Below are 23,380 nucleotides of genomic sequence, written 5' to 3'. Positions count from 1 at the left end.
TCTAATGTTCTCGTATTTTGATCTCATTAATCAAAACTGGGCGTGCATCAGCACATCTGCTTTTTCTTCGTAAACTACTGTATTTAACCCAAACTAGAGCGGGAGGATTTTTTTTGTAAAAATCATTCAGGTTTATAGGGTCTAACTGATCTTTAAATTCTTCGACAGTTAAGACATACGGACATTGTGCATTTTTGTTTGTAGTAATACTTCCCTTACTATATCCTTCTTTCTTCATCTGAGAAACTAAATTTTCTTTAGACATTGTAGCGCTAAGTTTGTTTTTATGTGTGTTCTTCCCTGTGGTACATCCGAGTATGATCATCAATAAAACAGAAATACATATATTTTTCATGTGAATTAGGTGTTAAGTACATACCGTCGTATAAAAATACATTATTTTTTATGGTTTTATGCTTGTAAGTCAGTGTTTATAAAGGGGGTAAATAAGTTGCTGATTATGGGGCGTGCAGAAAGCCTTTGCAACAAACCTGCTTTTCTGAGGTATTTAGTATTGAAAAGCAATACCATATATGAAATATTATAGGGCCATTCTGAAATATTATTATGAGATTAATCTATTTAACCTTCTCTTTTGCTTGTTAAGCGGATACCTGTTTGGCGTTTTTTGGGCAATACTATTCTTTTTTACAATAGGGATTGTTATTGGATTGATCGGGTTTCAAATATTTAAAAAGCAGGAATATTATATGTATTATAATTTGGGGTTTACCAGAACAGATTTATTAAAAAAAGTACTTCTGCTACATGGATGTTTGCTTATTCCTTTTACTGGTATAACCGTAATTTTTATATAAGATGAATCAGGCATTGTTTATAGGAGGGATGCATAAATCGTTTAACAGAGTACCTATATTGAAAAATATCTCTTTATGGTGTTATTCTGGAGAGATTATTGGTTTATTTGGCAGAAATGGCTCCGGAAAATCTACGCTGCTTAAATGTATTTATGGAGTGATTAAAAAAGATGAAGGACAGGTGTTAATAGATGGTAAAAGAATGACCTTTCAAAAAATAATCAGAGAGAAAAAGATAGGGTACTTGCCGCAAAATTCTTTTTTGCCAAAAGAAAAAAGTGTCAGGAATCTCATCCCTTTGTTTTTCCCGGAAGAAGCGAAGCAAGATGCAATATTTTATGCTCCAGGAGTACATAAACTCGAAAAAACGAGAGTAGGAAAATTATCCTTGGGGTCGCTACGATATCTGGAGGTTCTTTTTTTAATGAACTGCGATCATCCTTTTTTGATGCTGGATGAACCTTTTTCTATGATTCAGCCATTGTATAAAGAAAGAATAAAAGAATTGTTATTGTCCGCCAAGAAAGAAAAAGGAATCATTATTACCGATCATTATTATGAGGATGTATTAACAATATCGGATCGTAATATTTTGGTAAAAGATAGAAAGTTGATCCCAATTAATTCAGCAGATGATTTGAAAATAGCAGGATATCTTCGGTAGTCAAATAAGACGTGATATTCGCAGGTTACTTCTTTGGAAATATAGTAGCTTTTAGAATATCTTAGCAATTAGGAATGTGGTATTAGATGTCTGTTAATTTTGGACTACAGTTTAATTTTGTTTAGGATAAAAATAGTCACTCAATAGACATTCCAGTTGTTTATTTATAATGTAGATGCACTTAGTTTGTAGTGATAAAAAAGAAATCAATGAAGATCATATCGTATAATGTAAATGGAATTAGAGCTGCCCTCAAAAAAGGATTTATAGATTGGTTGCAACAGGCAAATCCGGATGTTATTTGTCTACAGGAAATCAAAGCGACAAAAGACCAGTTAGATTTGGAAGTTTTTAAAGAAGCAGGATACCCGTATACATATTGGTATAGCGCAGAGAAAAAAGGATATAGTGGAGTAGCGATTCTGTCAAAAACAGAACCCACTCATGTGGAGTATGGTACAGGCATCGATTATATGGATAGTGAAGGTCGTAATATACGGGCTGATTACGATGGAGTATCTGTGATGAGTTTGTACCTTCCCAGTGGGACGAATGTTGCCAGAATTGAACACAAACTAAAGTATATGGCAGATTTTCAGGAGTATATTAACTCCTTAAAAAAAGAGCTGCCGAATCTTGTTATTTGCGGAGATTACAATATTTGTCATCAGGCAATTGATATCCATGACCCGGTTAGAAATAAAAATGTCTCAGGTTTTTTGCCGGAAGAACGAGAGTGGATAGGTGCTTTTATAGACAGTGGGTTTATAGATTCATTTAGGTATTTTAATAATGAACCGCATCAATATTCATGGTGGAGCTATAGAGCAAATGCTCGAGCAAATAATAAGGGATGGCGTTTGGATTATGGGATGGTTTCAAAGCCTCTAGAAGAGAAACTCTCCAGAGCAGTTATTCTTTCGGAGGCAAAACACAGTGATCACTGCCCTATAGTAGTAGAATTATCAGTGTGATAAGAGGTGATTGAAAAAACAATAAAACAATAAAACAGAAGAATAATGATTAGAAGATGGCTGGTGATTACAATGATTGGCGCATTAGCGACATCGTGTGTCTCAACAAAAGTACATAGAGAACTGGAGAATAAATATGCGCGATTAAAGCGAGATCATAGAAAGCTGAATGATAAATATGCATCCCTGACAGATGAGAATAACAGGGAGAAAGCAAATTTAGAAAAACTAAGAGGCGATTTTCGAAAATTACAAGAAGAAAGAGATGCATTACAACAACAATATGATAATGCTACAGCAAACTATAAGAAGCTGGAAGATTCTTTTGATGCACTAGGAAGGAATAGTTCTGAGGCGATGGCGGAAAACAGTAGGCAGCACAGAAAATTACTGAAGCAACTGGAGGAGAAAGAAAATGCATTGGCAAAAGAACGAACAAGATTAGAAAAGCTTCAAAAAGATTTGGCATTGAGGTCAAAAAGAGTGGATGAACTAGAAGGGTTAATTGCAGCAAAAGATGCCAAAATGCAGGCGTTAAAAGCATCTATTTCCAAAGCTTTGAGAAATTTTGAAGGAAAAGGACTTACAGTAGAAGAAAGAAATGGAAAAGTATATATCTCCATGGAGAACAAACTGTTGTTTGACTCAGGAAGCTGGGCAGTAGGAGGAAAAGGAAAACAGGCAGTGGATCAATTAGGAACTGTATTAGGGCAAAACCCTGATATAGCAGTACTGATTGAAGGACATACAGATAATGTTCCTTATACCGGAAATGGACAACTAAAAGGGAACTGGGATCTTTCTACTAAAAGAGCGACAGCAATTGTAAATATTTTATTGCAAAACAAAAAAATAGATCCACAGAACCTGACAGCAGCAGGAAGAGGAGAGTTCTCTCCGGTAAGCTCGAATACCAGCACAGATGGAAGAGCTAAAAACAGAAGAATAGAAGTAATATTGACACCTAAGCTGGATGAAATTTCTAAACTGTTGAACGATATTTAATACGATAATGATCATATAAAAAAACGCCTTGGAGAACCCAAGGCGTTTTTTTATGCTGTAAGTAGGAAGTTTATAAACTGTTAAGTATACTCTCTACTTCTTTAGAGTTATTTTCTTTCAGACTTTCCTTCACTCGCTGGAGTACAACCTGAAACTTTTCGATGACTTTTTCAGATTGCATTTTGTCTAATTTAATTTCTTTTCCTGTAGTAGTTACAAGTACATACTCATAGAATTCAATAGGAACGGACTTATCTCTCTTTTTTTGTAGGGATACAGTTCCGTTTTCTTTAACAATGGAAATAACATTTCCTTTTGCAATAACTTTGTCTGTTTCTTTTCCAACATCTGTAGCAACAGAATATACCTGATCAAATACCTCCATTAAGGTAGACCAGTTCTCTTGAGCTTGGGAAGTAAGTCCCAAAGTAAAAACAAAACAAAATAGAAAAATTTTCTTCATGATATTGAGGGTGTTATAAAATGATTAATAAAAACTACTACGATCAGTTTCACGCATTTCTAAACGGAACAAAGATCCTTTTATTGTTAATTATGTAGGTTAAACATGATGTAAAGTAGTTAATTTATTTAACAAAAACCAAAAAGTATGCCATGAATTGAAAAATATAATGAAAGGATTTTTTGTATTAAAAGATTTTCAGGATAATACAGTACTGGTACTATAGTTTTTCGTGATAAAAAGAGAAAGAGATCTTTCTCATGTTTTTATTTTTTACAAATGTATTAGGGTGGATTCGTTAATTTCTATGAATAATTAGCAACAAACATGAAACATAGATATAAAATACATTTTAAAAAAAGGAAAAAACAGATAAGATCTCTTTTTGATATTCTGGCTAATAAAATTTCATCGTATGATCATATAGAACTGTTTTGAGGGTTAAACGATAGTACATTTTTATTTGTGTGCTGGGTTTAGTTTTTTGTATAAATGCAGGAAAAGGGGGGCGATTTGGGGTATCAATTAACAAAACATCGGTTGCTCGAGATTAGTTCTTTTTTTACCCTTTTCCTGCTGTCATAGATGAAAGGTGTTATAGTTTATTGTAATAATTTGTATTCGAATTCAGGGTAGCCTCTAAGCCCATCACTATTGGTTAAGGCTGTAAATCTTATTTTATAGATATTGCCATTAGCATCTTTAAGGATGTAATAACGATCTGAATGTGCCACTTTCTTAAAAACACTTCTCCAGCTACTTCCAATAGCTGTTTGGTCTTCGGAGAAAAGAGTATCCTCTACACTCGTTAATGTAAAGTCTTCATAAGGAATATCTTCCGTATTGACTCTATAGGCAGTGACACTTCCTTTTCTATTGTGAATGATAAAATCCGAAAACCCATAAGAACCATATCCGGTAATTGCATTGGTGAATACGGTAAATCCTACATCCCACTTAGATGCTTCCGGTTCTACAGGAACTACTGCATTCTTTTCAAAGCTAAAAAAGGTAAAGTTATAAGCTGCATTCTTGCTGATTCGGATTTGTTGATGGGTAGTGTCATTTAAGTTTGCGTATTGAAGAATATATTCATTCCCTTCTCTGGTAATTCTTATCTTTTTCCAGCCTCTTTTCCCTCCAGAGATACTTACGCTTCCAGGTTTAGGAGTTTCTGTGCTAACTTCGCTTCCTAAATTAAGAAGGTATACTTTATTTTCAGAAGGTGTAACAGAAATTTCTGCAATGGCAGTTTCTAGTATATTTCCGTTAGGAGCGTCAATATATGCAATATTATCTGCCCTGAAAGTCCCTACAGCAACTTCTGGTTGTATAGCAATGACAGAAGCTTCATTGACACTATCGATATCGTCAGTATCTAAGGCTTTTGTAGCCATATATAGAGCTCCGTTTATCGTAACTCTGAAGTGTGCTCCTCCGTAGAAACCTAAATCCCAGGAATCCCTTCTTGGAGTAGTGGCAATTCCGCTACTAAGATCAATAAAAGCTTGATTGGGTTGATTGGGACCCCCAACATTAACTTGTATATTTCCTCCCAGAGAGGGAGATGTTCCTAGGGCATATTCAATATTCCCTTGTATATTAGATCCGTTATAACTGATGTTCGCGATATTAAGTTTGATATCCGTAGTTTCATCCATATAAGGACTCAATTTTTTGAAGACAATTTTACTGGCAGTTTCTCCAATAGTGATAGGTAATTTAATCTGATTGTTTACAGCTTCAGGAACCGTGGTGAAATCAATACCGTAACGTGCATTTTTGGCATCTATGGAAATAGTAAAACTACCGTTTTCTTCAGCTACCTCAGAATATACAAGTTTGATTTCTGTTTGATTGGGAATCTCCGAAAGATTTGAGGAGAGGTTTTTAAAAGCAACAACAAAAGGATCAGGAGTAAGAGTCTCATCATCACTACATGCCTGAAATAATAGTAGTGTTATTCCATAAAATAGAACAAAGGTTATTTTTTTTATGAGTTTCATCTGTTAGTTTTTTATGAGTTGTCAGATGCAATCAGTCATTCTTTTTATCATTGGTTATATCGAAATGATCGAATGCTTTTTGTCTTTTTATTAAAGGTTGATATCGTATGCTAGTTTTAAGAAATAAGATCTTCCATAAGCAATCGGAATGCTTGTAGGGCGACCACTATGTGCTCCTCCGGAAAGCGCATTGGTATCTATAGATCTCACATCAAACAGATTGCGGATTCCGAATGTGGCATGTATTTTATTCGACAGAAAGGACTTTCTGATGGTCGTATTCATCCAGCTATAGGCATCAGTAGTTCCTTTTACAAATACTTGATTCCCTTCTTCGTTGGTTTCTTCACGAAATTGATGTTGCTGACCAATATGCTTGAAATAAACACCGAATACAGTTTTCCATTTAGGAACCGAATATTCCAGGTTTGCATTTAATTGCAGATTGTATAAGAAATCATCTTTGGAGTTTACTTTGCTGTCCAGTATCTTGGAAATTCCAAGAAGAGACCCTCCTACCTGAGCAGAGAAAGTTCCATATCTTAGGGTGTTTTCAGAAAATACACCAAAAGATTTATAACTGTCAATGTTGTTATATTGATATGCTAGAGGGGTTCTGTTTACAACAATTAGTTCTATTCTGTCTTTTAATCCCAGATATGAAGCACTTATTTTATTGCTCAATATTAATTTATCATTTGCTAACCAAGATTGTTTTTTAAGGTGTATAAAAGCAGATACTCCTTGTTCAGGATCTAGACCTGGGTTTCCTTGTATATTGTGATTAACATCTACAAAATATGTAAATAGTTCATTGTAATTAGGTGTTCTGTTAGCAGTACCAATAACAGTTCTTAGTTCTATGTTATTTTTGAATAGGTACTTGGAGCTTAAAGATCCGGTATATTGATTTTCGAAAATACTGCTAAAAGAAATACGTGCTCCCGGACGAATAGAGAATCGATCCGAAAGGTTGATTTCTGACGAGGCAAATATGTCATAGTTATCTAAGCTTCTTTTTACTTCTTCTTGCCCTGGGGCAATTGTGATAGCAAATGGAGAACCATTTCCTTCCTCTAAAGTAAGTTCATATCCAGCTTGAAGCGAAAGGGTATTCGAACTTATAATGTTATTAAAGGTACCTCTGGAGAACAGTGCAGATCTTTTTAGGTATTCCTGACTATCTCTGTTTAGCTTTTGATCTTTTCTGATTCGATATGTATATCGTTCCAAGTCTTTTTGCTGTTGCTGGTACGAAACAGAGATGTTGTAATTGGCTTGACCGGAAATCGTTCCAAATCCATTGATGTGATGGTAGTATCTGTTATTTGTAAAGATCTCATCTAACCCTACAGGATCGATTGTTTGCGTTGCTGCATTAGGGTTAAGGTTTACCGTTTTATCAAATTTTTCAATTCGTTCATTAAAATAATTAAACTTATAGAAGAAACGATGGTTCTCTCTGCTTAGGTTGACTAGTAAATTTCCGTTATGTTGTTCTTTAGGGAGCCACTCATGCCCTCTCAATCCATCATCTTTATCGTAGTTTTTTCCTTGATGATCGTTCCAGAAACCTCCAAAATCGTTATGAGTATAAGAGGCATTCCAATAGATTTCATCTGTGAGATTATGACCGATTTTTATAGATTGAACATGTCGCCCTTTATCGAATAATTCATATTCTTCTCCGACAGTTTCTTCCTGAATATAAGCGTCAATTTCCCAGTTGTGTATGGATTGTTTTTTGGTAATAATATTTATAATTCCGGAAACAGCATTAGATCCGTATTGTACTCCCATGGATCCTTCGACAATTTCTACGCGCTCTATATCGTCTAGATTTATTAAGGTAAGATCGGTGTTGTTTCCTACTCCCTCTTCATTAATGACAGGAATATTGTCAATAAGGACTTTAAAATATTGCCCGTCCAGACCAAAAAGGCTTACTCCCGATTTTCCGGAAGATGTATTGGGGATGATATTTAGATTGAGGGTGGTATTTAATATGTCGGCAAGATTATTCCCCGCTTGATTTTCTATTTCGGATCGTGTAATTGTTTTTACTTCAAATACTGATTTTTTTGCTGATTGAGGGTTGTACTGACCTGTCACTACAACTTTGTCCAGACGTTCGATGTTTAAAGAATCTTGGGGTTTATTTTCCTGAGCAAACAAAGGAGCTGTAAGTACTCCCAGGCTCAAGAATAGATATGATTTTAAACGTGTCATTAGTTTTATTCTTTGTTTTATGATGCAAATATATATCTTATTTATATTAAGTCTAAATAAAATTAATGTTTTTAACGTATCGGATTTGTGGGAAAATTCCCTTCTCTTTTTTTGGCAGGGAAGTGAGTTTTTTGAAAAATGGTATATTTGTCGGTAACTAGAAAAGATTTTCTAGTTACCTGTTCTGGAAGAATGAAATTTCTTTGTACTCCATAGTTTTTGAATTAATGTTTAATTTTTAAAACTATTTTATGATGAATTGGAAGATTCAAAAACTATTGAATGGAGAAACGATTATCTCCAAAGAACCAGGAAATTCTATGTTACCTATTTTGAAATCTAAGCAAGCTGTTGTCTTGGTACCTGCTGACTGGATGGATTGCGAACCAGGAGATATTGTTTTTTGCAAGGTAAGAGGTACTTGTTTTACGCACCTGGTAAAGGCAAAGAATATAAAAAGAGGCGTTTTGATAGGTAATAATAAAGGACATCTTAATGGATGGACGAAGAATGTATATGGAAAAGTGGTCGAGATTTTACCACTTTCATAAAAGTAGCGCGGATAGCGCTTTTTTTATTTCACAGAGTTAATAAATTTCATTCATCAATAGCATTATACATGGAGAGGTGTAAAGAAGATATAAACTAAAAAAGAACTTCGTCAGAAGTTCTTTTTATAGGTATTAAGAATAGCTTGGTTTATAAGAGTTCTTATTTACTATTAGGGTTGAACCATTCTCCGTTTTTATTAGCGTATACTGTTTTTGTTTCTTCGCCTATCACTAGAACTAATTTGAAGTTTCCTTCTTCATCCTGGAAGGCTTCTTTTATTGTAGCTCCTTCAAAATCTTTTTCTACCGCAGCTTTTACTACATTAGAAACCTGATCAGTTGCTACTTTTGTATACTTTTCCTGAGCTACCTCTATTACTGCTTCTTCTATAGCAGGTGCAGTCTGAGATCCCTGAGCTATGATTGTTGAAGAGAAAGAAACAACAAATACCGCGATTAAAATGCTTAGCTTTTTCATAAGTCTTGAAATTTTTAATTATTAGGTTAATTCGCTTATATCAGAGAAAGAACTGTTCCAAAAGGAAGAATAAAGTAGTTGCAACACCCATCTTTCTGTTTTTCAGTTAATTAGTGTTTTTTGGGTTTTTTAATGAATTAAAATTTATTGTGGAAAGAATCATGTAGTTGTGGAATTTCTTCCCAAAAAAGCAATCAACTGCCTTGGAGTAGTGCTACAAAGTATTCAAGGGAAACTACTATAAATTTTTCGGTACAAGTGTCGAAGTTTTTAAATCTCACTAAGTGCATAAAAAGGGGATTTTTTTATAGGTACCCCCTAAAAGAGATTATGTATTTTTGGGAAGACAAAATTGATATGATTACTTAATTCTATAGAGATGAGATATACAAAATTGCCGAATACAGATATTAAGGTGAGTAAAATTTGCTTAGGTTCGATGACCTGGGGGGAGCAAAACACAGAAAAAGAAGGGCATGAACAATTGGATTATGCCATGAGTCAAGGGGTGAATTTTATTGATACCGCAGAATTGTATTCCATTCCTTCCAGAAAAGAAACACAAGGGAGTACGGAAAAAATTATTGGTTCATGGTTGCAAAAGAACAAGAATAGAGATCAGCTGATAATTGCTTCTAAGATTGTTGGTCCTGCAGAGTTTACAGCACATATAAGAGAAGGTAAGTTTGTGAAATCTGAGTTCGAAGACGCTATACATAAAAGTTTAGAAAGGTTGCAGACAGACTATATAGACTTATACCAATTGCATTGGCCGGAAAGAAATACGAATTTTTTTGGCAAATTAGGATATAGTCATTACGAAAAAGAGCTTTGGGAGGATAATTTCGCGGCAGTATTACAAAGTTTGGAAGGATTTATACAGTCTGGTAAGATAAGGCATATAGGATTGTCTAATGAGACACCTTATGGGGTGATGCGTTATATTGAAGAAGCCCGAAAAGGTGCTCCGAAAATGATTACGGTTCAAAACCCATACAGTTTGTTAAACAGAAAAGATGAAATAGGGTTGACTGAGGTGTTGCATAGAGAAAATGTAGGACATTTGCCATACTCTCCTTTAGGCTTTGGACAATTGACTGGAAAGTATTTAGACGCCACTCCTGAAAATGCAAGAGTTACACTATTTCCTCAATATTCCAGATATCATAATGAGAATTCATTTAAGGCGACGCGTGCCTATAATGAGATCGCCAAAAAATATGGGATTAGTCTTACGCAGATGTCTTTGGCATTTGTTACAGACCGACCTTTTGTAACAAGTAATATTATCGGGGCAACATCTGTAGCACAATTAAAAGAAAATATTGATAGTATTAATCTAACATTGTCGAAAGAAATTCTAAAAGAAATTAATGCAGTACATGCGGATAATCCTAACCCAGCTCCTTAAAAATATCTTTTTTGAAGGAGGTATAATGTTGGAATTGAACGAGAAAATATGTTTGTTTATAAATAGACAAGGTTGTTTACTGAAAAGACTGCAAAAAGAGAGAAGATTGTAATAAAAGAAATTTGAAGGACTGTATATTTCGTTTGAAAATTTTAAAAATCAATCGAATATTATGAGAAAACAGTTACTGATTAAGATGTTTTTATTTGTTTTTGCAGGAGTTTTATTCTCGTGTTCTGAAGATGGGGCAGATGGAAAAAATGGTAAGGATGGTATAGACGGTATAGACGGCAAGGATGGAAAAGATGGAGAAGATGGAAAAGATGGTGAGGATGGAGAAGATGGGGGCTCCTCTACCTATATTGTGCTAAGCGGAGATATTACAGATGATGCTGCGGCAAAAAAACTGGAAGATATTAATGAATATACGGAAGTAATATTAATAAAAAACACGAGTAATCTAACCAGATTGCACATTACAAAAGCAGTTGACTTAGTTCGTCTGGAAATTAACAATAATGAGAAGTTGACCTCTATTGAGATAGAAGGCTTAGAGGAGGTGTATGACTTTGTGAAAATAAACAAAAACCCATTGTTAGAGCAGGTTAATATGGCATCTTTATCGTCGGTAGAAAGTTTTCTTTTTACGAATAACAAGAAGATAACAGCACTCTCTTTAAACTTAGAAGAAGCATTTGGAACAGTGTACATCGATAATAACGAAAAACTGGAAAGTGTTTCTTTTCCTCGTTTAAAAGGGAACCTGGAAACCAGTATAAGCATTAGTGATAATATGGCGTTAATAGCTATGGAGTTTCCGGAACTTTCTCGAGCGAACTCGATAAGATGTTATGATAATGTTGCGATAGAGCAATTAGATTTTCCAGCGTTGATAACTCTAGAAGATGGGATTCATATTAGTAATCATCAAAGCCTTTTAGGGGTTTCTTTTCCTGTATTAGAGACTGCTAAGGATTCTTATATTTCCAGAAATAATAACCTGCAAGACATTGATTTTTCTAAATTACAGTCTTTAGAAGAAGGGTTTTCTATATATTATGATTGGATCAATGGTGTTCCTTATGATATAAATAGCCTGAAATTATCATCGTTAACAAGTTTTGAAAGGGTTAATATTTCAAATGGACGATTAAAAACAGCAGATATAGATGCTTTTTTGGCACATTTAGTATCGATTACTCCGGCTATAACTGGGAAAGATATTTCTATGGTGGGGGCTCCTTCAGCGCAAGGAGAAAATGATATACAAACGTTAGAAGATAATGGAAATACTGTCAATATATATAACCCATAAATACGAAAGAAAAGAAGAGATGCTTTTAGGCATCTCTTTTCTTTTTTTATTATCCAAAAAGATAGGCGGCTATATCTTCGATTTTGGCCACTAACTGAATTTCTATTTGGGTATTTTTTAGGGAAATTTTATTGTATTTTGAAACAAAAATGGTAGAAAACCCTAATTTTTCTGCTTCCTGAATACGTTGTTCTACTTTGCTCACAGGTCGAATTTCTCCCGCTAAGCCAATTTCAGCAGCAAAACAGTATTCCTTAGGAACAGGAATGTCTTCGTTAGAAGAGAGAATGGCTGCTACAACGGCTAAGTCAATGGCTGGATCATCCACAGAGATTCCCCCGGTGATATTGAGGAAAACATCTTTGGCTCCAAGCCTGAAACCAGCACGTTTTTCTAGTACCGCCAGGATCATATTTAATCGTTTTACATTATAGCCTGTACTGCTTCGTTGCGGGGTTCCGTATACTGCTGTACTAACAAGTGCCTGTATTTCGATTAATAGGGGACGCATTCCTTCTATTGTGGCAGCAATGGCAGTACCACTTAAGGCTTCTTCTTTTTTGGAGATTAATATTTCGCTAGGGTTTGTTACTTCCCTTAATCCATTTCCGAGCATTTCATAAATACCTAGTTCAGAGGTAGACCCAAATCTGTTTTTTAAAGATCTCAGAATCCGATATACATGATTTCTGTCCCCCTCGAATTGAAGGACTGTATCTACCATGTGTTCTAATATTTTAGGTCCTGCGATATGTCCATCTTTGGTGATATGTCCAATAAGGATGACGGGAGTTGCGGTTTCTTTGGCGAATTTGATAAGCTCAGTAGTACATTCTCGTATTTGAGAAATACTACCTGGACTACTTTCTATGTAATCACTGTGAAGTGTTTGTATTGAGTCAATAATCAGGATATCGGGGTTGATTGCTTCTACCTGTCTAAAAATTTGCTGTGTTTTTGTTTCCGTGAGAATCAGGCAATTATCAGTTTTGGCAGTAATACGCTCTGCCCTCATTTTGATCTGTTTCTGACTCTCTTCTCCGGATACATATAATGTTTTGAAAGGAAGCCTGAGGCTGATCTGTAATAATAAGGTGCTTTTTCCTATTCCAGGCTCTCCTCCTAATAGCGTTAAAGACCCGGGAACAAGTCCGCCTCCTAGAACTCTGTTTAACTCTGCATCATTCGTATTGTATCTCGCATCATGAGAAGTATCGATCTCTGAAATCTTTAATGGTTTGGAAGAACGTTTTGTTTTTTTTGCATTTTCAGGGGTTTTCCAGTCATTTTTTTCTGCTTTCTGTACCAGCTCTTCTGCGATAGTATTCCATTCTTTGCAAGAAGAACATTGTCCTTGCCATTTGGAGTATTGAGTTCCGCAATTTTGACAAAAAAAAGTTGTTTTAGTCTTAGCCATAAAAGAATTCTGTTGTGGGTAAAAATACTACTATTTCTTTTTGATAAGGTGTTTCCAAATAAAAAGGCTCTATAATTTAGAGCCTTTCTTTAAACTTATCTTGATTTGGTTACCAACCAAAATCTTCCTTAATTTTATTTACTTTTTCCAGCATAAAGTCTTTTGTCAAAAACGCGACTTCACTTTGTAGGAAACCATTTTCGTATGCTCTCATCGCTTTTTTGGGTTCCCCTATTTGTTCGTAATACATCCCTAAATAGTAATTGCCAAGCATAGTATCAGGGTGTTCTTTTCTGGCAAGTTTTCCTAAAGGTTCTAGCTCTTCCCAGTTTTTATTTTTCTCTATAGCTGTTGAGATAGCAATAAAATCATTGATCCGTATTTTTCTTTTGATACCATATAATTCTTCTGTTGTCTTGTATAGATCAGTAAGATATTCATAAGCGGATGTTTCCAGATGTAGAATAACCTCTTTGTATTTCTTTTTGCTGATTGGGCGATACATTTCAAAGATAACTTCTAATGCTCTGGGAATTGCTTTTCCTACCAGTGTGTAGTGAGTGGATTCTTCAAAATTGTCAAAGAAATATTTTACATTGTCATTATCGATTTCTTTGATTTTTTCATCTAAGCCGACAACATTGTTTCTTATTTTTTCTACATCCTGTGTTCCGGTTGCCATATAGAACCAGGTATCTGATGTTCTATTAGACAAGGCAGCTATGATGCGGTCTTTCATGTTAGGTGCCAAATCTGGGCTTAAGTTAATGTACCCGTGGAAGATGGGGTTTTCTTTAAAAAGAAAATAATTGATGAAGTTGGCAGTATGGTCATGCCCAACAATGATTTTTAATTGTGCTGTTCTATATGTTTGATCCAAATAAGGTAATAACTCCTGACCAATAAATTCATAAAACTCGGCGCCTTTGTTTACAGGAAGGAAATCAGCTAAGTCATATCGGGAGTCTTCTTGTCTTGTTTTGTCTTGGTTTATTCCTACTACAATTGATTCAGGCATGTCCTCCCAATAAGAGAAGTAGTCAACATTTCCTACTACAGGCTCAAATAAATAATCACCATCTAATACAATAATAAGCGGATAGATTTTATCTTCGTTCTTTTTATAATTTCTGGGTAGTTGGATTTTTAATTCCCGGGTTTGATCTAATTTTATAGATTTAAACTTTTCATAGATTACCTGGCCATATGAGCTGGCTGTGATAATGAATGCTAGAAGTAGGATAATACTTTTTTTCATGAGTAGACAATTAAGGTTAAGCACGGAGCAAGATAAGAAATTATTTCCCTCGGTTTAATATCGGAAGAAATAAAAAAGATAACGCTCCGGTAATAATATTTATTGCAGTTTGCGATCCCCATAAAATCCACCCAAAAGCTTCGCCAGCAGGTTTATCTACATTAAAAAGCAATAGTACAGAGGATATTGCCAGGGGAAAAGCTCCAATACCTCCATTGGTCGTGGACATTGCTAGAGACCCGGCAACAAAAGTGACCAAAATAGGTCCCAGGGATAAAGAAGCAGTCTCAGGAATTGTGTTTTTTATGACAAAAAACATAGAAACATATAAGACCCATATCAAGAGTGTATGGAAGATAAAAGCAGGTTTTTTTTTGATTTTTGAGATGCTTTTGACACCTTCCATAATACCATTGCCAAAATCTCGTATTTTGATAATCAATTTATTTTCAGACTTTCTGGCTAGTCTTAAAAAAATAATCCCGGATAAGATTAGTGCTAATAAGATACCAAGTGTAATAAATGGATTGCTTATTTTGTTGCTTAAAAAATGGACTAAATATGTTGATTGATAAAAGAATGCAATACATATAATTAAAATAAGCATTAGTAAATCAATAACACGTTCAGAAATAATGGTTCCAAAAGCTTTTTTGAAAGGAATGTTTTCGTAAGAAGAAATAATACCTCCTCTTAAGAATTCTCCGGATCTGGGGATTCCCAGATTCGATAAATACCCCGCCATTACCGCCATGAAACTATTGGCTAGTTTTGGGGAATACCCAAGAGGTTCTAGTAAAAATTTCCAGCGATATGCTCTGGATAGGTGAGAGATAATTCCGAAAAACACCGATATAGCAATCCATTTCGGATTTGCTTCAGTAATGTATTGTAGGGTTTTTTGTCTTTCTTCAGGAGAAAGAGAAGAAATAGAATACCAAATTAAAAAAACTCCCAAACCAAGAGGGAGTATGATTTTTAAAAGCTTACTAAGATTTGGCTTCACTATTTATTTTAATAAATTGTTTTCTTCGTTAGGGAATACTAAAGAAGGTTTAAACTTTTTGGCTTCTTCAATATCCATCATGGCATAAGTGATAAGGATTAATACATCTCCCTTGGCAACTTTTCTGGCAGCTGCTCCGTTTAATGTGATTTCTCCACTGTTTCTTGGACCAGGAATAGCATAAGTCTCTAAACGTTCTCCATTGTTGTTGTTTACAATTTGAACTTTTTCTCCTTCTACAATATTCGCAGCATCCATAAGATCTTGATCTATGGTAATACTACCGATATAATTGAGATCCGCTCCGGTAACTTTGACTCTGTGTATTTTTGATTTTACAACGTGTACATACATGTTACAAAGGTAATTTTTTTTAATTAAGGGCTATGTTGTCTATAAGTCGTACTTCTCCTGCAAAAGCAGCAATAAAAGCGCGATATTTTGTGTCAGGTTCAATTTTATGTGCCGATTTTAAGTCTTCGACAGAAGCTATCTCGAAATATTCAAGAGATAAAGTATCATTTTTTTCAAATTGTTGTGACACCCATTCTCTTAATGTTATAACATTTTTTATGCCAAAGTCCTTTTTGACAGCCTGAAGTGTGTCGTAAATGAAGGGGGATTCTTTCAACTGTTTTTCCGTAAGTCTTTTGTTTCTTGAGCTTAAGGCAAGTCCGGATGTTTCTCTGTAAATCGGACATCCGATAATATTTACTGACAAATTTTCTATAGCGACGAGCTTTTTTACAATTTGCAGTTGCTGAAAGTCCTTTTCGCCAAAATAAGCATTTGTAGGATTAACGATTGAGAAAAAATGTTTTAAAACAGTTCCTACTCCATTGAAATGATCTAGCCTGTATTTACCTTCCATTTCGTTTTCTAGTCCTCCAAAATCATATTTTGTAGAAATCATAGTACTTCCATAAACCTCTTTCGCTGTTGGAGAAAAAATAATTATGTCAGAAGATACTTCCGATAATAATGCAATATCTGACTGTAAAGTACGAGGATAGAGAGCCAGATCTTCGGAATTGTTAAACTGAGTTGGATTTACAAAAATACTAACAATAACCGTGTCGTTTTCTTCTAAGGCTCTCTTAACCAGTGCTATGTGCCCTTGGTGGAGTGCGCCCATAGTTGGAACAAAACCGATTGTTTTTTGATTCGTATGTAAAATTGCAACATCGGATTCTATATCCCGTCTTTTTACATGTACTTGCATTTGTCTGAATGTTAAAGGCGTGCAAAAATAAGATATTACTAGCAGACTGCATAAATTTTCGTAATTTTGCCAAAAATTTATTCTAGAGGGACAAGAAAATTATCGATTATATGAAAGATAAGAGGATATTGTATGTATCATCAGAAGTAATACCTTACTTACCAGAAACAGAAATCTCATCCATGTCTTTTGAGGCGCCAAGAATGGTAAATAGCAAAGGAGGGCAAACAAGAATCTTTATGCCCCGCTACGGGAACATAAATGAGAGAAGACATCAATTGCATGAAGTGATCCGTTTGTCTGGTATGAATTTAGTAATTAATGATTTAGATATGCCTCTTATTATAAAAGTTGCTTCCATTCCCAAAGAGAGAATGCAGGTGTACTTTATAGATAATGAGGAGTATTTCAAAAGGAAAGCTACATTGACAGATGAAGACGGGAATCTTTTCCCTGATAATGATGAACGTGCTATCTTTTTTGCTAAAGGGGTTATCGAGACAGTCAAGAAACTGAACTGGTCTCCTGATATCATACATGTGCACGGTTGGTTAGCTTCTCTATTGCCGCTATATCTTAGACATTACTACGCAAATGAGCCTTTGTTTACGGAAAGTAAAATTGTAACTTCTGTATATGGTCATGGCTATGAAGGAGCATTAGACAAGAATATGCAGGAAAAAGTAAAGTTTGATGGAATTCCTGAAGAAAAAATCAGTGTGCTGGAAAACCCAACGTACGATAACTTGATGAAAGTTGCGGTGGATAATTCAGATGCAGTGGTTGTAGGATCGGAAGAAATTTCAGAAGAACTAGTAAAGCATTTAGAAACGATTGATCAACCTGTATTAGATTACAAAAGACCGGAAGAGTTTGCTACAGCTTATGAAAGCTTTTATCAAACAGAGGTTTTTGTGTAAGGAACTTTGTTTAAATTATGAATTGGAATAACAGTTTTAAGAAACTAACAACTTTTGTAGTTGTTTTAAGTAGTGTACTTGTATCTTGTGATGACGAATTTAGTACTGTAGGAAGCAATATTATTGGAGATGTCAATTTTAATGATAGTTCCTATACGGCAATTCCGAAGGCATACTCAAAACGTTTTGAAAGAGTGCAGGTCAATAATTTACCTAATAACTTATTAGGAGTTTATGAAGATACATATGGTACATCTACCTATACTGTTTTATCCCAAATGCAACTGGGGACACAGAATCCGACCTTTGGAACAAATGCGGAATTAGATAGTGTCGTATTAACAATTCCATATTTTAGTACAGAAACAGAAAGTACTACCAATGATGAGGGAGAAGTGGAAAAAAAATATCGCTTAGATTCTCTATACGGTACAGATCCTGTAAAGTTATCGGTGTATCAATCTAATTATTTTTTAAGTTCTTTCGAGACAAATGGTTCTCCGGATGACCGAAAGGTGTATTATGCGGATGATATAAAAGCAAATAAGACGTTAATTGAAGGGACTTTATTAGCAGAGCAAGCAGTGTTTTATCCACAAAAAGATGAAGTGATCTTGCGAGTGAAAGATGGAGACGATGAAGGAGATGAATTAGATGTGGTTAGGCAAGCACCAAGACTGAGATTAAAGTTGTCTAAAGAGTATTTTAAAACATTAATCCTGGATAAAGAAGGAATGCCGGAACTCAGTAATTCGAATAATTTTAATAATTATTTTAGAGGAGTTTATTTCAAGGTAGCACCGATTAATGGCAAAGGTTCATTGCTTCAGTTTAATATTAATCAGGCAGATATCACATTGTATTATACATACGACAAGGAGCAGACTACTAATGGAGAAACGACAACAGTACAAGAAGATAAAGAGTTTAAGCTTAATTTTGGTAATAGCGGAATAATACTTAATGGAATAGAGAATGATTTTACTGAAGGGATATTGGTTGGAGAGAGTGTTGTAGATGGTCTTATTGATGGAGAGGATAATTTATTCCTAAAAGGGGGGCAAGGATCTTATGGGATTCTGGAGTTCTTTATGGGGATTGCTAAAGATGCAGAAGGGAATGAGATTACAAACGGAGCAGGAGAGCCTATGACAGAGTTAGAGTATCTCAAGGAGCAGGAGTGGTTGATTAATGAAGCGAATATTAAGTTGTATATTAATCAAGATAAGATAAACTCTGGAGAAGCAGAGCCGGAACGGGTATTTGTGTTTGATGCTGATACAGGAGCAGTTCTGGTTGATTATATTGCCGACAGAACCAATAATGATAATAATCCGGTAAACTCAAGGATTAGTCATTTGGGAAGAATTACCAGAGATACTGACGATAAAGGAGAATACTATAAAATAAGAATAACACAACATATTATCAATCTCTTAAATGGAGATACAGAAAACATTAAGTTAGGAATATCTGTGTCACAAAATGTGAATGAACGTTCAATACGAGACGCTTCTGTTACCCCTACATCCCCAGAAGATCAAAAAGATATTGTACCGTCGTCATCACTGATTTCTCACGAAGGAACAGTGTTGTACGGATATGGAGAAAATGTGCCAGATGATAAACAATTAAAACTGGAAATTTTTTATACAGCAGCAAAAACGAACTAATCAAATATAACTTAAAACTATGTGTGGAATTGTAGGGTATATTGGATACCGTGATGCGTATCCAATAGTATTAAAGGGCTTAAAGCGATTAGAATATCGCGGTTATGACTCTGCAGGAATTGCACTTTATGATGGGGAAGACATTCGATTGTCTAAAACCAAAGGTAAAGTTGCTGATCTAGAAGAAAAACTAGAGAAAGAAATATCAACTTCAGGAAGTATAGGGCTTGGTCATACACGATGGGCTACTCATGGAGTTCCTAATGATGTTAACTCACACCCTCATTATTCTAATTCTGGTGATCTGGTAATCATCCATAATGGAATAATAGAGAATTATGAGTCGCTTAGGAAGGAGCTGATAAATAGAGGGTATTCATTTACTTCAGATACGGATACAGAGGTATTGGTGAACCTGATAGAAGATGTAAAGAAAAATGAAGATGTTAAGCTTGGAAAAGCAGTTCAGATAGCTTTGAATCAGACAGTAGGAGCGTATGCAATTGCTGTTTTTGATAAGAAGAAACCAAACGAAATTGTAGTGGCTCGATTAGGAAGCCCTCTGGCAATAGGTGTCGGAGAAGGAGAATTTTTTATCGCTTCAGATGCTTCTCCATTTATTGAGTATACGAACAATGCTATTTATCTGGAAGATGGAGAAATGGCGGTGGTAAATAAGAAGAAGGATATTAAAATCAGAAAGATTAATGATGATAGTATCGTAGCTCCTTATTTACAGGAATTAAAAATAAACCTTGAGCAGATAGAAAAAGGAGGTTATGACCATTTTATGCTTAAGGAAATTTACGAGCAGCCTAATGCAATATTAGATACCTATAGAGGTAGGATGAGAGTTGCAGAAGGAATCATAAAAATGGCAGGGATTGATGATAATCTGGCTAAATTATTAAATGCAAAACGAATTATCATTGTTGCTTGTGGTACTTCCTGGCATGCCGGTTTGGTGGCAGAATATATTTTTGAAGAGCTCGTTCGTATTCCTGTAGAAGTAGAATATGCATCTGAGTTTAGGTATAGAAACCCTGTTATTCATCAGGATGATGTGGTGATTGCTATTTCTCAAAGTGGAGAAACGGCAGATACCATGGCGGCAATAAAATTAGCAAAGGAAAGAGGAGCATTCGTATTTGGAGTGTGTAATGTAGTAGGATCTTCTATTTCTAGAGAGACTCATGCAGGAGCTTATACACATGCAGGACCTGAGATAGGAGTTGCTTCTACAAAAGCATTTACTACTCAGATTACAGTGTTGTCTCTTATTGCGCTTAAATTAGCAGAGAGAAAAGGAACAATTTCTAATGGGGATTTCCATTTCTATCTTCAGGAATTAGAACGTATCCCTGAAAAAGTAGAAGAATCCTTAAAGTCTAATGAGCATATTAAGTTTATAGCTGATACATATAAAGAAGCGAAAAACTGCTTGTATCTCGGAAGAGGATATAATTTCCCGGTTGCATTAGAAGGAGCACTCAAATTAAAAGAAATCTCTTATATACATGCAGAAGGGTATCCTGCAGCAGAAATGAAGCACGGACCAATTGCTCTTATAGATGAGCATATGCCAGTAGTGGTAATTGCTACCCGAAAAGGACATTACGATAAAGTCGTAAGTAATATTCAGGAAATCAAATCCAGAAAAGGGAAGATTATAGCCATTGTTACCAAAGGAGATGATACGGTGAGTAATCTTGCGGATCACGTTATAGAGGTGCCGGAAACAGAAGAGTTTTTAACTCCGTTGTTGACGACCATACCGCTACAGTTATTATCGTATCACATAGCGGTAATGTTAGGGAAAAATGTTGATCAACCGAGAAACCTGGCGAAGTCAGTAACAGTAGAATAATAACATTTTTTATTATAAAAATAAGAACCTGTGATTAATTTTTAGTCACAGGTTTTTTTGTAAGAAAACACGTAGTTGAGGGGTGAGAGCCATATTTTTAGAATGCTTTTTAGAAAGGATATAAAAAACAAAATAAAAGAGGTTATTTTATCATTTTAAAAAACTATATTTGCACCCTGAAAACGACTTGTACTTAATTTAATAACATGAAAGTCGTTTTTTAAGTAGAAAAATACTAAACATTAAATAGTTATATAATGTCTCAAGTTACGGGTAAAGTATCACAAATTGTAGGTCCGGTAATCGATGTAGAATTCGCTGCCGGTACTGAATTACCAAAAATTTACGATTCGTTAGAAATAAATAAGACTGATGGAAGCAAGCTGGTATTAGAAATCCAGTCTCATATTGGAGAAGATACTGTGCGTACCATTGCGATGGATTCCAGTGATGGATTAAGTAGAGGAATGGAAGTGGTTGCGACAGGAGCACCGATCCAAATGCCAATAGGAGGAGATGTATATGGACGTTTATTTAATGTAATTGGAGATGCAATCGATGGATTAGGAGATTTGCCTAAAGAAGGAGAAAGCGGATTGCCTATTCACCGAGCTGCGCCAAAATTTGAAGATTTATCAACTTCTACAGAAGTTTTATTTACAGGGATCAAAGTAATCGACCTTATCGAGCCTTATGCAAAAGGAGGTAAGATTGGATTATTTGGAGGTGCCGGAGTAGGAAAAACAGTATTGATTCAGGAGTTGATTAACAATATTGCAAAAGGACACGGAGGACTTTCTGTATTCGCAGGAGTAGGAGAAAGAACTCGTGAAGGAAATGACCTTCTTCGTGAGATGTTAGAATCAGGAATTATCAAATACGGTGATGACTTCTTACACTCTATGGAAGAAGGAGGATGGGATTTGTCCAAAGTAGATAAAGAAGCGATGAAAGATTCTAAAGCTACTTTCGTATTCGGACAGATGAACGAACCACCAGGAGCTCGTGCTCGTGTTGCACTTTCAGGTCTTACTATTGCAGAATATTTCCGTGATGGAGCAGGAGACGGACAAGGAAAAGACGTACTTTTCTTCGTAGATAACATCTTCCGTTTTACACAAGCAGGTTCTGAGGTGTCAGCTCTATTAGGACGTATGCCTTCTGCGGTAGGATATCAGCCAACATTAGCTACTGAGATGGGGGCGATGCAGGAGCGTATTACTTCTACTAAGAAAGGGTCTATTACATCTGTACAGGCAGTATATGTACCTGCGGATGACTTGACGGATCCAGCACCGGCAACAACCTTTGCTCACCTGGATGCGACAACTGTATTGTCTCGTAAGATTGCTGAGCTTGGTATTTACCCAGCGGTAGATCCGTTAGATTCTACATCAAGGATTCTTACAGCAGACATTTTAGGAGATGATCACTATAATTGTGCGCAGCGTGTAAAAGAGTTGTTACAACGTTATAAAGAATTACAGGATATTATTGCCATCCTTGGAATGGAAGAACTTTCTGAAGAAGATAAATTAGCAGTAGCACGTGCAAGACGTGTACAACGTTTCTTATCTCAACCTTTCCATGTAGCAGAGCAGTTTACAGGAATTCCTGGAGTATTGGTAGATATTAAAGAAACCATTAAAGGATTTAATATGATCATGGATGGTGAACTAGATCACTTACCTGAAGCAGCATTTAACCTGAAAGGTTCTATCGAAGAAGCTATAGAAGCTGGAGAAAAAATGTTAGCAGAAGCTTAATACCATTTATATATGTATTTAGAAATTGTAAGCCCGGAAGCTGTATTATTCTCATCAGAAGTTGATTCTGTTGTAGTGCCTGGTCTAAATGGAGAATTTCAAATGTTGAGTAATCACGCACCTGTTGTTTCTATTTTAGTCGAAGGAACAGTACAGATTCATACTCATACAAAGCAACATTTAGAATTAAGTGAGCTTTCAGGGAAATTAGTTCCTCATGCAGATGATGATAAGATTTTAACTTTAGCAATCAAATCTGGAACACTAGAAATGAAAGATAATAAAGTAATTGTTTTAGCAGATTAAGCTAATAATTCTTTATCTATAGATATAAAAA

Annotated in this window: 22 protein-coding genes; 12 read left to right on the top strand and 10 right to left on the bottom strand. The window is 35.3% G+C overall.

Features of this window, described 5'->3' with window-relative positions; translation table 11 throughout:
- Position 1: 1 nt before the first annotated feature.
- The gene (locus HN014_RS06285; RefSeq protein WP_176028037.1) at positions 2–355 is read right to left on the bottom strand and encodes a hypothetical protein; all 354 of its coding nucleotides are present in this window, start codon (positions 353–355) and stop codon (positions 2–4) included.
- A gap of 178 nt (positions 356–533) precedes the next feature.
- Between HN014_RS06285 and HN014_RS06280 the strand changes: the two genes are divergently transcribed.
- From HN014_RS06280 to HN014_RS06265, 4 genes are all read left to right on the top strand, one after another.
- Complete coding sequence (locus tag HN014_RS06280) at positions 534–818, top strand: hypothetical protein (protein WP_176028036.1); 285 nt, start codon at positions 534–536, stop codon at positions 816–818.
- A gap of 1 nt (position 819) precedes the next feature.
- Complete coding sequence (locus HN014_RS06275; RefSeq protein WP_176028035.1) at positions 820–1,482, top strand: ATP-binding cassette domain-containing protein; 663 nt, start codon at positions 820–822, stop codon at positions 1,480–1,482.
- 209 nt (positions 1,483–1,691) lie between these two features.
- Positions 1,692–2,456 (top strand): exodeoxyribonuclease III, encoded by a 765-nt coding sequence (locus HN014_RS06270; protein ID WP_176028034.1) that lies wholly within the window; start codon positions 1,692–1,694, stop codon positions 2,454–2,456.
- 45 nt (positions 2,457–2,501) lie between these two features.
- Positions 2,502–3,461: an OmpA family protein gene (locus tag HN014_RS06265; protein WP_176028033.1), complete on the top strand. Its 960-nt coding sequence runs from the start codon at positions 2,502–2,504 to the stop codon at positions 3,459–3,461.
- Between the two features lie 70 nt (positions 3,462–3,531).
- Here HN014_RS06265 and HN014_RS06260 read toward each other — a convergent pair whose 3' ends face one another.
- The 3 genes from HN014_RS06260 to HN014_RS06250 form a co-directional block, all read right to left on the bottom strand.
- On the bottom strand, positions 3,532–3,924 hold the full coding sequence (locus tag HN014_RS06260) for a hypothetical protein (protein ID WP_176028032.1): 393 nt from the start codon (positions 3,922–3,924) through the stop codon (positions 3,532–3,534).
- A 602-nt stretch (positions 3,925–4,526) separates the two neighbouring features.
- Positions 4,527–5,930 (bottom strand): HmuY family protein, encoded by a 1,404-nt coding sequence (locus HN014_RS06255; RefSeq protein WP_176028031.1) that lies wholly within the window; start codon positions 5,928–5,930, stop codon positions 4,527–4,529.
- A 90-nt stretch (positions 5,931–6,020) separates the two neighbouring features.
- Positions 6,021–8,159 (bottom strand): TonB-dependent siderophore receptor, encoded by a 2,139-nt coding sequence (locus HN014_RS06250; RefSeq protein WP_254884108.1) that lies wholly within the window; start codon positions 8,157–8,159, stop codon positions 6,021–6,023.
- A 251-nt stretch (positions 8,160–8,410) separates the two neighbouring features.
- Here HN014_RS06250 and HN014_RS06245 point away from each other — a divergent pair, with 251 nt between their 5' ends.
- Positions 8,411–8,710: a phage repressor protein gene (locus HN014_RS06245; protein WP_176028030.1), complete on the top strand. Its 300-nt coding sequence runs from the start codon at positions 8,411–8,413 to the stop codon at positions 8,708–8,710.
- Positions 8,711–8,870: 160 nt separating this feature from the next.
- Here the strand turns inward: HN014_RS06245 and HN014_RS06240 are convergent, their stop codons facing one another.
- Complete coding sequence (locus HN014_RS06240) at positions 8,871–9,188, bottom strand: hypothetical protein (protein ID WP_176028029.1); 318 nt, start codon at positions 9,186–9,188, stop codon at positions 8,871–8,873.
- 379 nt (positions 9,189–9,567) lie between these two features.
- Between HN014_RS06240 and HN014_RS06235 the strand changes: the two genes are divergently transcribed.
- Together HN014_RS06235 and HN014_RS06230 are read left to right on the top strand one after the other, a co-directional pair.
- On the top strand, positions 9,568–10,599 hold the full coding sequence (locus HN014_RS06235) for an aldo/keto reductase (protein ID WP_176028028.1): 1,032 nt from the start codon (positions 9,568–9,570) through the stop codon (positions 10,597–10,599).
- A 172-nt stretch (positions 10,600–10,771) separates the two neighbouring features.
- Entirely contained in the window at positions 10,772–11,914 is a 1,143-nt protein-coding gene (locus HN014_RS06230; RefSeq protein WP_176028027.1) for a hypothetical protein, read from the top strand.
- Positions 11,915–11,963: 49 nt separating this feature from the next.
- Here the strand turns inward: HN014_RS06230 and radA are convergent, their stop codons facing one another.
- The 5 genes from radA to panC all read right to left on the bottom strand — a co-directional run bounded on the left by radA (position 11,964) and on the right by panC (position 16,817).
- Entirely contained in the window at positions 11,964–13,331 is a 1,368-nt protein-coding gene (radA, locus tag HN014_RS06225) for a DNA repair protein RadA (protein ID WP_176028026.1), read from the bottom strand.
- Between the two features lie 109 nt (positions 13,332–13,440).
- Positions 13,441–14,589, bottom strand: a complete 1,149-nt coding sequence (locus HN014_RS06220) for an alpha/beta hydrolase (protein ID WP_176028025.1) — start codon at positions 14,587–14,589, stop codon at positions 13,441–13,443.
- A 40-nt stretch (positions 14,590–14,629) separates the two neighbouring features.
- Complete coding sequence (locus HN014_RS06215) at positions 14,630–15,595, bottom strand: lysylphosphatidylglycerol synthase transmembrane domain-containing protein (protein WP_176028024.1); 966 nt, start codon at positions 15,593–15,595, stop codon at positions 14,630–14,632.
- A 3-nt stretch (positions 15,596–15,598) separates the two neighbouring features.
- Positions 15,599–15,949 carry an aspartate 1-decarboxylase gene (gene panD / locus HN014_RS06210; RefSeq protein WP_176028023.1) on the bottom strand — a complete coding sequence of 117 codons (351 nt, stop codon included), beginning with the start codon at positions 15,947–15,949 and terminating at the stop codon, positions 15,599–15,601.
- A 19-nt stretch (positions 15,950–15,968) separates the two neighbouring features.
- Positions 15,969–16,817, bottom strand: a complete 849-nt coding sequence (panC, locus tag HN014_RS06205; RefSeq protein WP_176028022.1) for a pantoate--beta-alanine ligase — start codon at positions 16,815–16,817, stop codon at positions 15,969–15,971.
- A gap of 110 nt (positions 16,818–16,927) precedes the next feature.
- On the opposite strand from panC, the gene HN014_RS06200 reads away from it, so the two are divergent.
- The 5 genes from HN014_RS06200 (at position 16,928) to HN014_RS06180 (ending at position 23,349) form a co-directional block, all read left to right on the top strand.
- Positions 16,928–17,737 (top strand): glycogen/starch synthase, encoded by an 810-nt coding sequence (locus tag HN014_RS06200; protein ID WP_176028021.1) that lies wholly within the window; start codon positions 16,928–16,930, stop codon positions 17,735–17,737.
- Positions 17,738–17,754: 17 nt separating this feature from the next.
- Positions 17,755–19,410: a DUF4270 domain-containing protein gene (locus HN014_RS06195; RefSeq protein WP_176028020.1), complete on the top strand. Its 1,656-nt coding sequence runs from the start codon at positions 17,755–17,757 to the stop codon at positions 19,408–19,410.
- 19 nt (positions 19,411–19,429) lie between these two features.
- Entirely contained in the window at positions 19,430–21,277 is a 1,848-nt protein-coding gene (glmS, locus tag HN014_RS06190; protein ID WP_176028019.1) for a glutamine--fructose-6-phosphate transaminase (isomerizing), read from the top strand.
- Positions 21,278–21,534: 257 nt separating this feature from the next.
- Entirely contained in the window at positions 21,535–23,043 is a 1,509-nt protein-coding gene (atpD, locus tag HN014_RS06185; RefSeq protein ID WP_176028018.1) for a F0F1 ATP synthase subunit beta, read from the top strand.
- A gap of 12 nt (positions 23,044–23,055) precedes the next feature.
- The gene (locus HN014_RS06180; RefSeq protein ID WP_176028017.1) at positions 23,056–23,349 is read left to right on the top strand and encodes a F0F1 ATP synthase subunit epsilon; all 294 of its coding nucleotides are present in this window, start codon (positions 23,056–23,058) and stop codon (positions 23,347–23,349) included.
- Positions 23,350–23,380: the final 31 nt, after the last annotated feature.

The organism is Aquimarina sp. TRL1 (genome assembly GCF_013365535.1).
Classification (GTDB): domain Bacteria; phylum Bacteroidota; class Bacteroidia; order Flavobacteriales; family Flavobacteriaceae; genus Aquimarina; species Aquimarina hainanensis.
Note: the sequence above shows the minus strand (reverse complement) of the source record. Positions and strands in the feature narration are given on the sequence as shown.

What these genes read in the sequence shown, in the direction of transcription:
- panD (WP_176028023.1), bottom strand. Translation starts at nt 15,949, where the DNA reads ATGTATGTACACGTTGTAAAATCAAAAATACACAGAGTCAAAGTTACC.
- radA (WP_176028026.1), bottom strand. Translation starts at nt 13,331, where the DNA reads ATGGCTAAGACTAAAACAACTTTTTTTTGTCAAAATTGCGGAACTCAA.
- HN014_RS06255 (WP_176028031.1), bottom strand. Translation starts at nt 5,930, where the DNA reads ATGAAACTCATAAAAAAAATAACCTTTGTTCTATTTTATGGAATAACA.
- HN014_RS06275 (WP_176028035.1), top strand. Translation starts at nt 820, where the DNA reads ATGAATCAGGCATTGTTTATAGGAGGGATGCATAAATCGTTTAACAGA.
- HN014_RS06285 (WP_176028037.1), bottom strand. Translation starts at nt 355, where the DNA reads ATGAAAAATATATGTATTTCTGTTTTATTGATGATCATACTCGGATGT.
- atpD (WP_176028018.1), top strand. Translation starts at nt 21,535, where the DNA reads ATGTCTCAAGTTACGGGTAAAGTATCACAAATTGTAGGTCCGGTAATC.
- HN014_RS06270 (WP_176028034.1), top strand. Translation starts at nt 1,692, where the DNA reads ATGAAGATCATATCGTATAATGTAAATGGAATTAGAGCTGCCCTCAAA.
- HN014_RS06240 (WP_176028029.1), bottom strand. Translation starts at nt 9,188, where the DNA reads ATGAAAAAGCTAAGCATTTTAATCGCGGTATTTGTTGTTTCTTTCTCT.
- HN014_RS06250 (WP_254884108.1), bottom strand. Translation starts at nt 8,159, where the DNA reads ATGACACGTTTAAAATCATATCTATTCTTGAGCCTGGGAGTACTTACA.
- panC (WP_176028022.1), bottom strand. Translation starts at nt 16,817, where the DNA reads ATGCAAGTACATGTAAAAAGACGGGATATAGAATCCGATGTTGCAATT.
- HN014_RS06265 (WP_176028033.1), top strand. Translation starts at nt 2,502, where the DNA reads ATGATTAGAAGATGGCTGGTGATTACAATGATTGGCGCATTAGCGACA.
- HN014_RS06195 (WP_176028020.1), top strand. Translation starts at nt 17,755, where the DNA reads ATGAATTGGAATAACAGTTTTAAGAAACTAACAACTTTTGTAGTTGTT.
- HN014_RS06180 (WP_176028017.1), top strand. Translation starts at nt 23,056, where the DNA reads ATGTATTTAGAAATTGTAAGCCCGGAAGCTGTATTATTCTCATCAGAA.
- HN014_RS06200 (WP_176028021.1), top strand. Translation starts at nt 16,928, where the DNA reads ATGAAAGATAAGAGGATATTGTATGTATCATCAGAAGTAATACCTTAC.
- HN014_RS06245 (WP_176028030.1), top strand. Translation starts at nt 8,411, where the DNA reads ATGATGAATTGGAAGATTCAAAAACTATTGAATGGAGAAACGATTATC.
- HN014_RS06260 (WP_176028032.1), bottom strand. Translation starts at nt 3,924, where the DNA reads ATGAAGAAAATTTTTCTATTTTGTTTTGTTTTTACTTTGGGACTTACT.
- glmS (WP_176028019.1), top strand. Translation starts at nt 19,430, where the DNA reads ATGTGTGGAATTGTAGGGTATATTGGATACCGTGATGCGTATCCAATA.
- HN014_RS06220 (WP_176028025.1), bottom strand. Translation starts at nt 14,589, where the DNA reads ATGAAAAAAAGTATTATCCTACTTCTAGCATTCATTATCACAGCCAGC.
- HN014_RS06280 (WP_176028036.1), top strand. Translation starts at nt 534, where the DNA reads ATGAAATATTATAGGGCCATTCTGAAATATTATTATGAGATTAATCTA.
- HN014_RS06230 (WP_176028027.1), top strand. Translation starts at nt 10,772, where the DNA reads ATGAGAAAACAGTTACTGATTAAGATGTTTTTATTTGTTTTTGCAGGA.
- HN014_RS06235 (WP_176028028.1), top strand. Translation starts at nt 9,568, where the DNA reads ATGAGATATACAAAATTGCCGAATACAGATATTAAGGTGAGTAAAATT.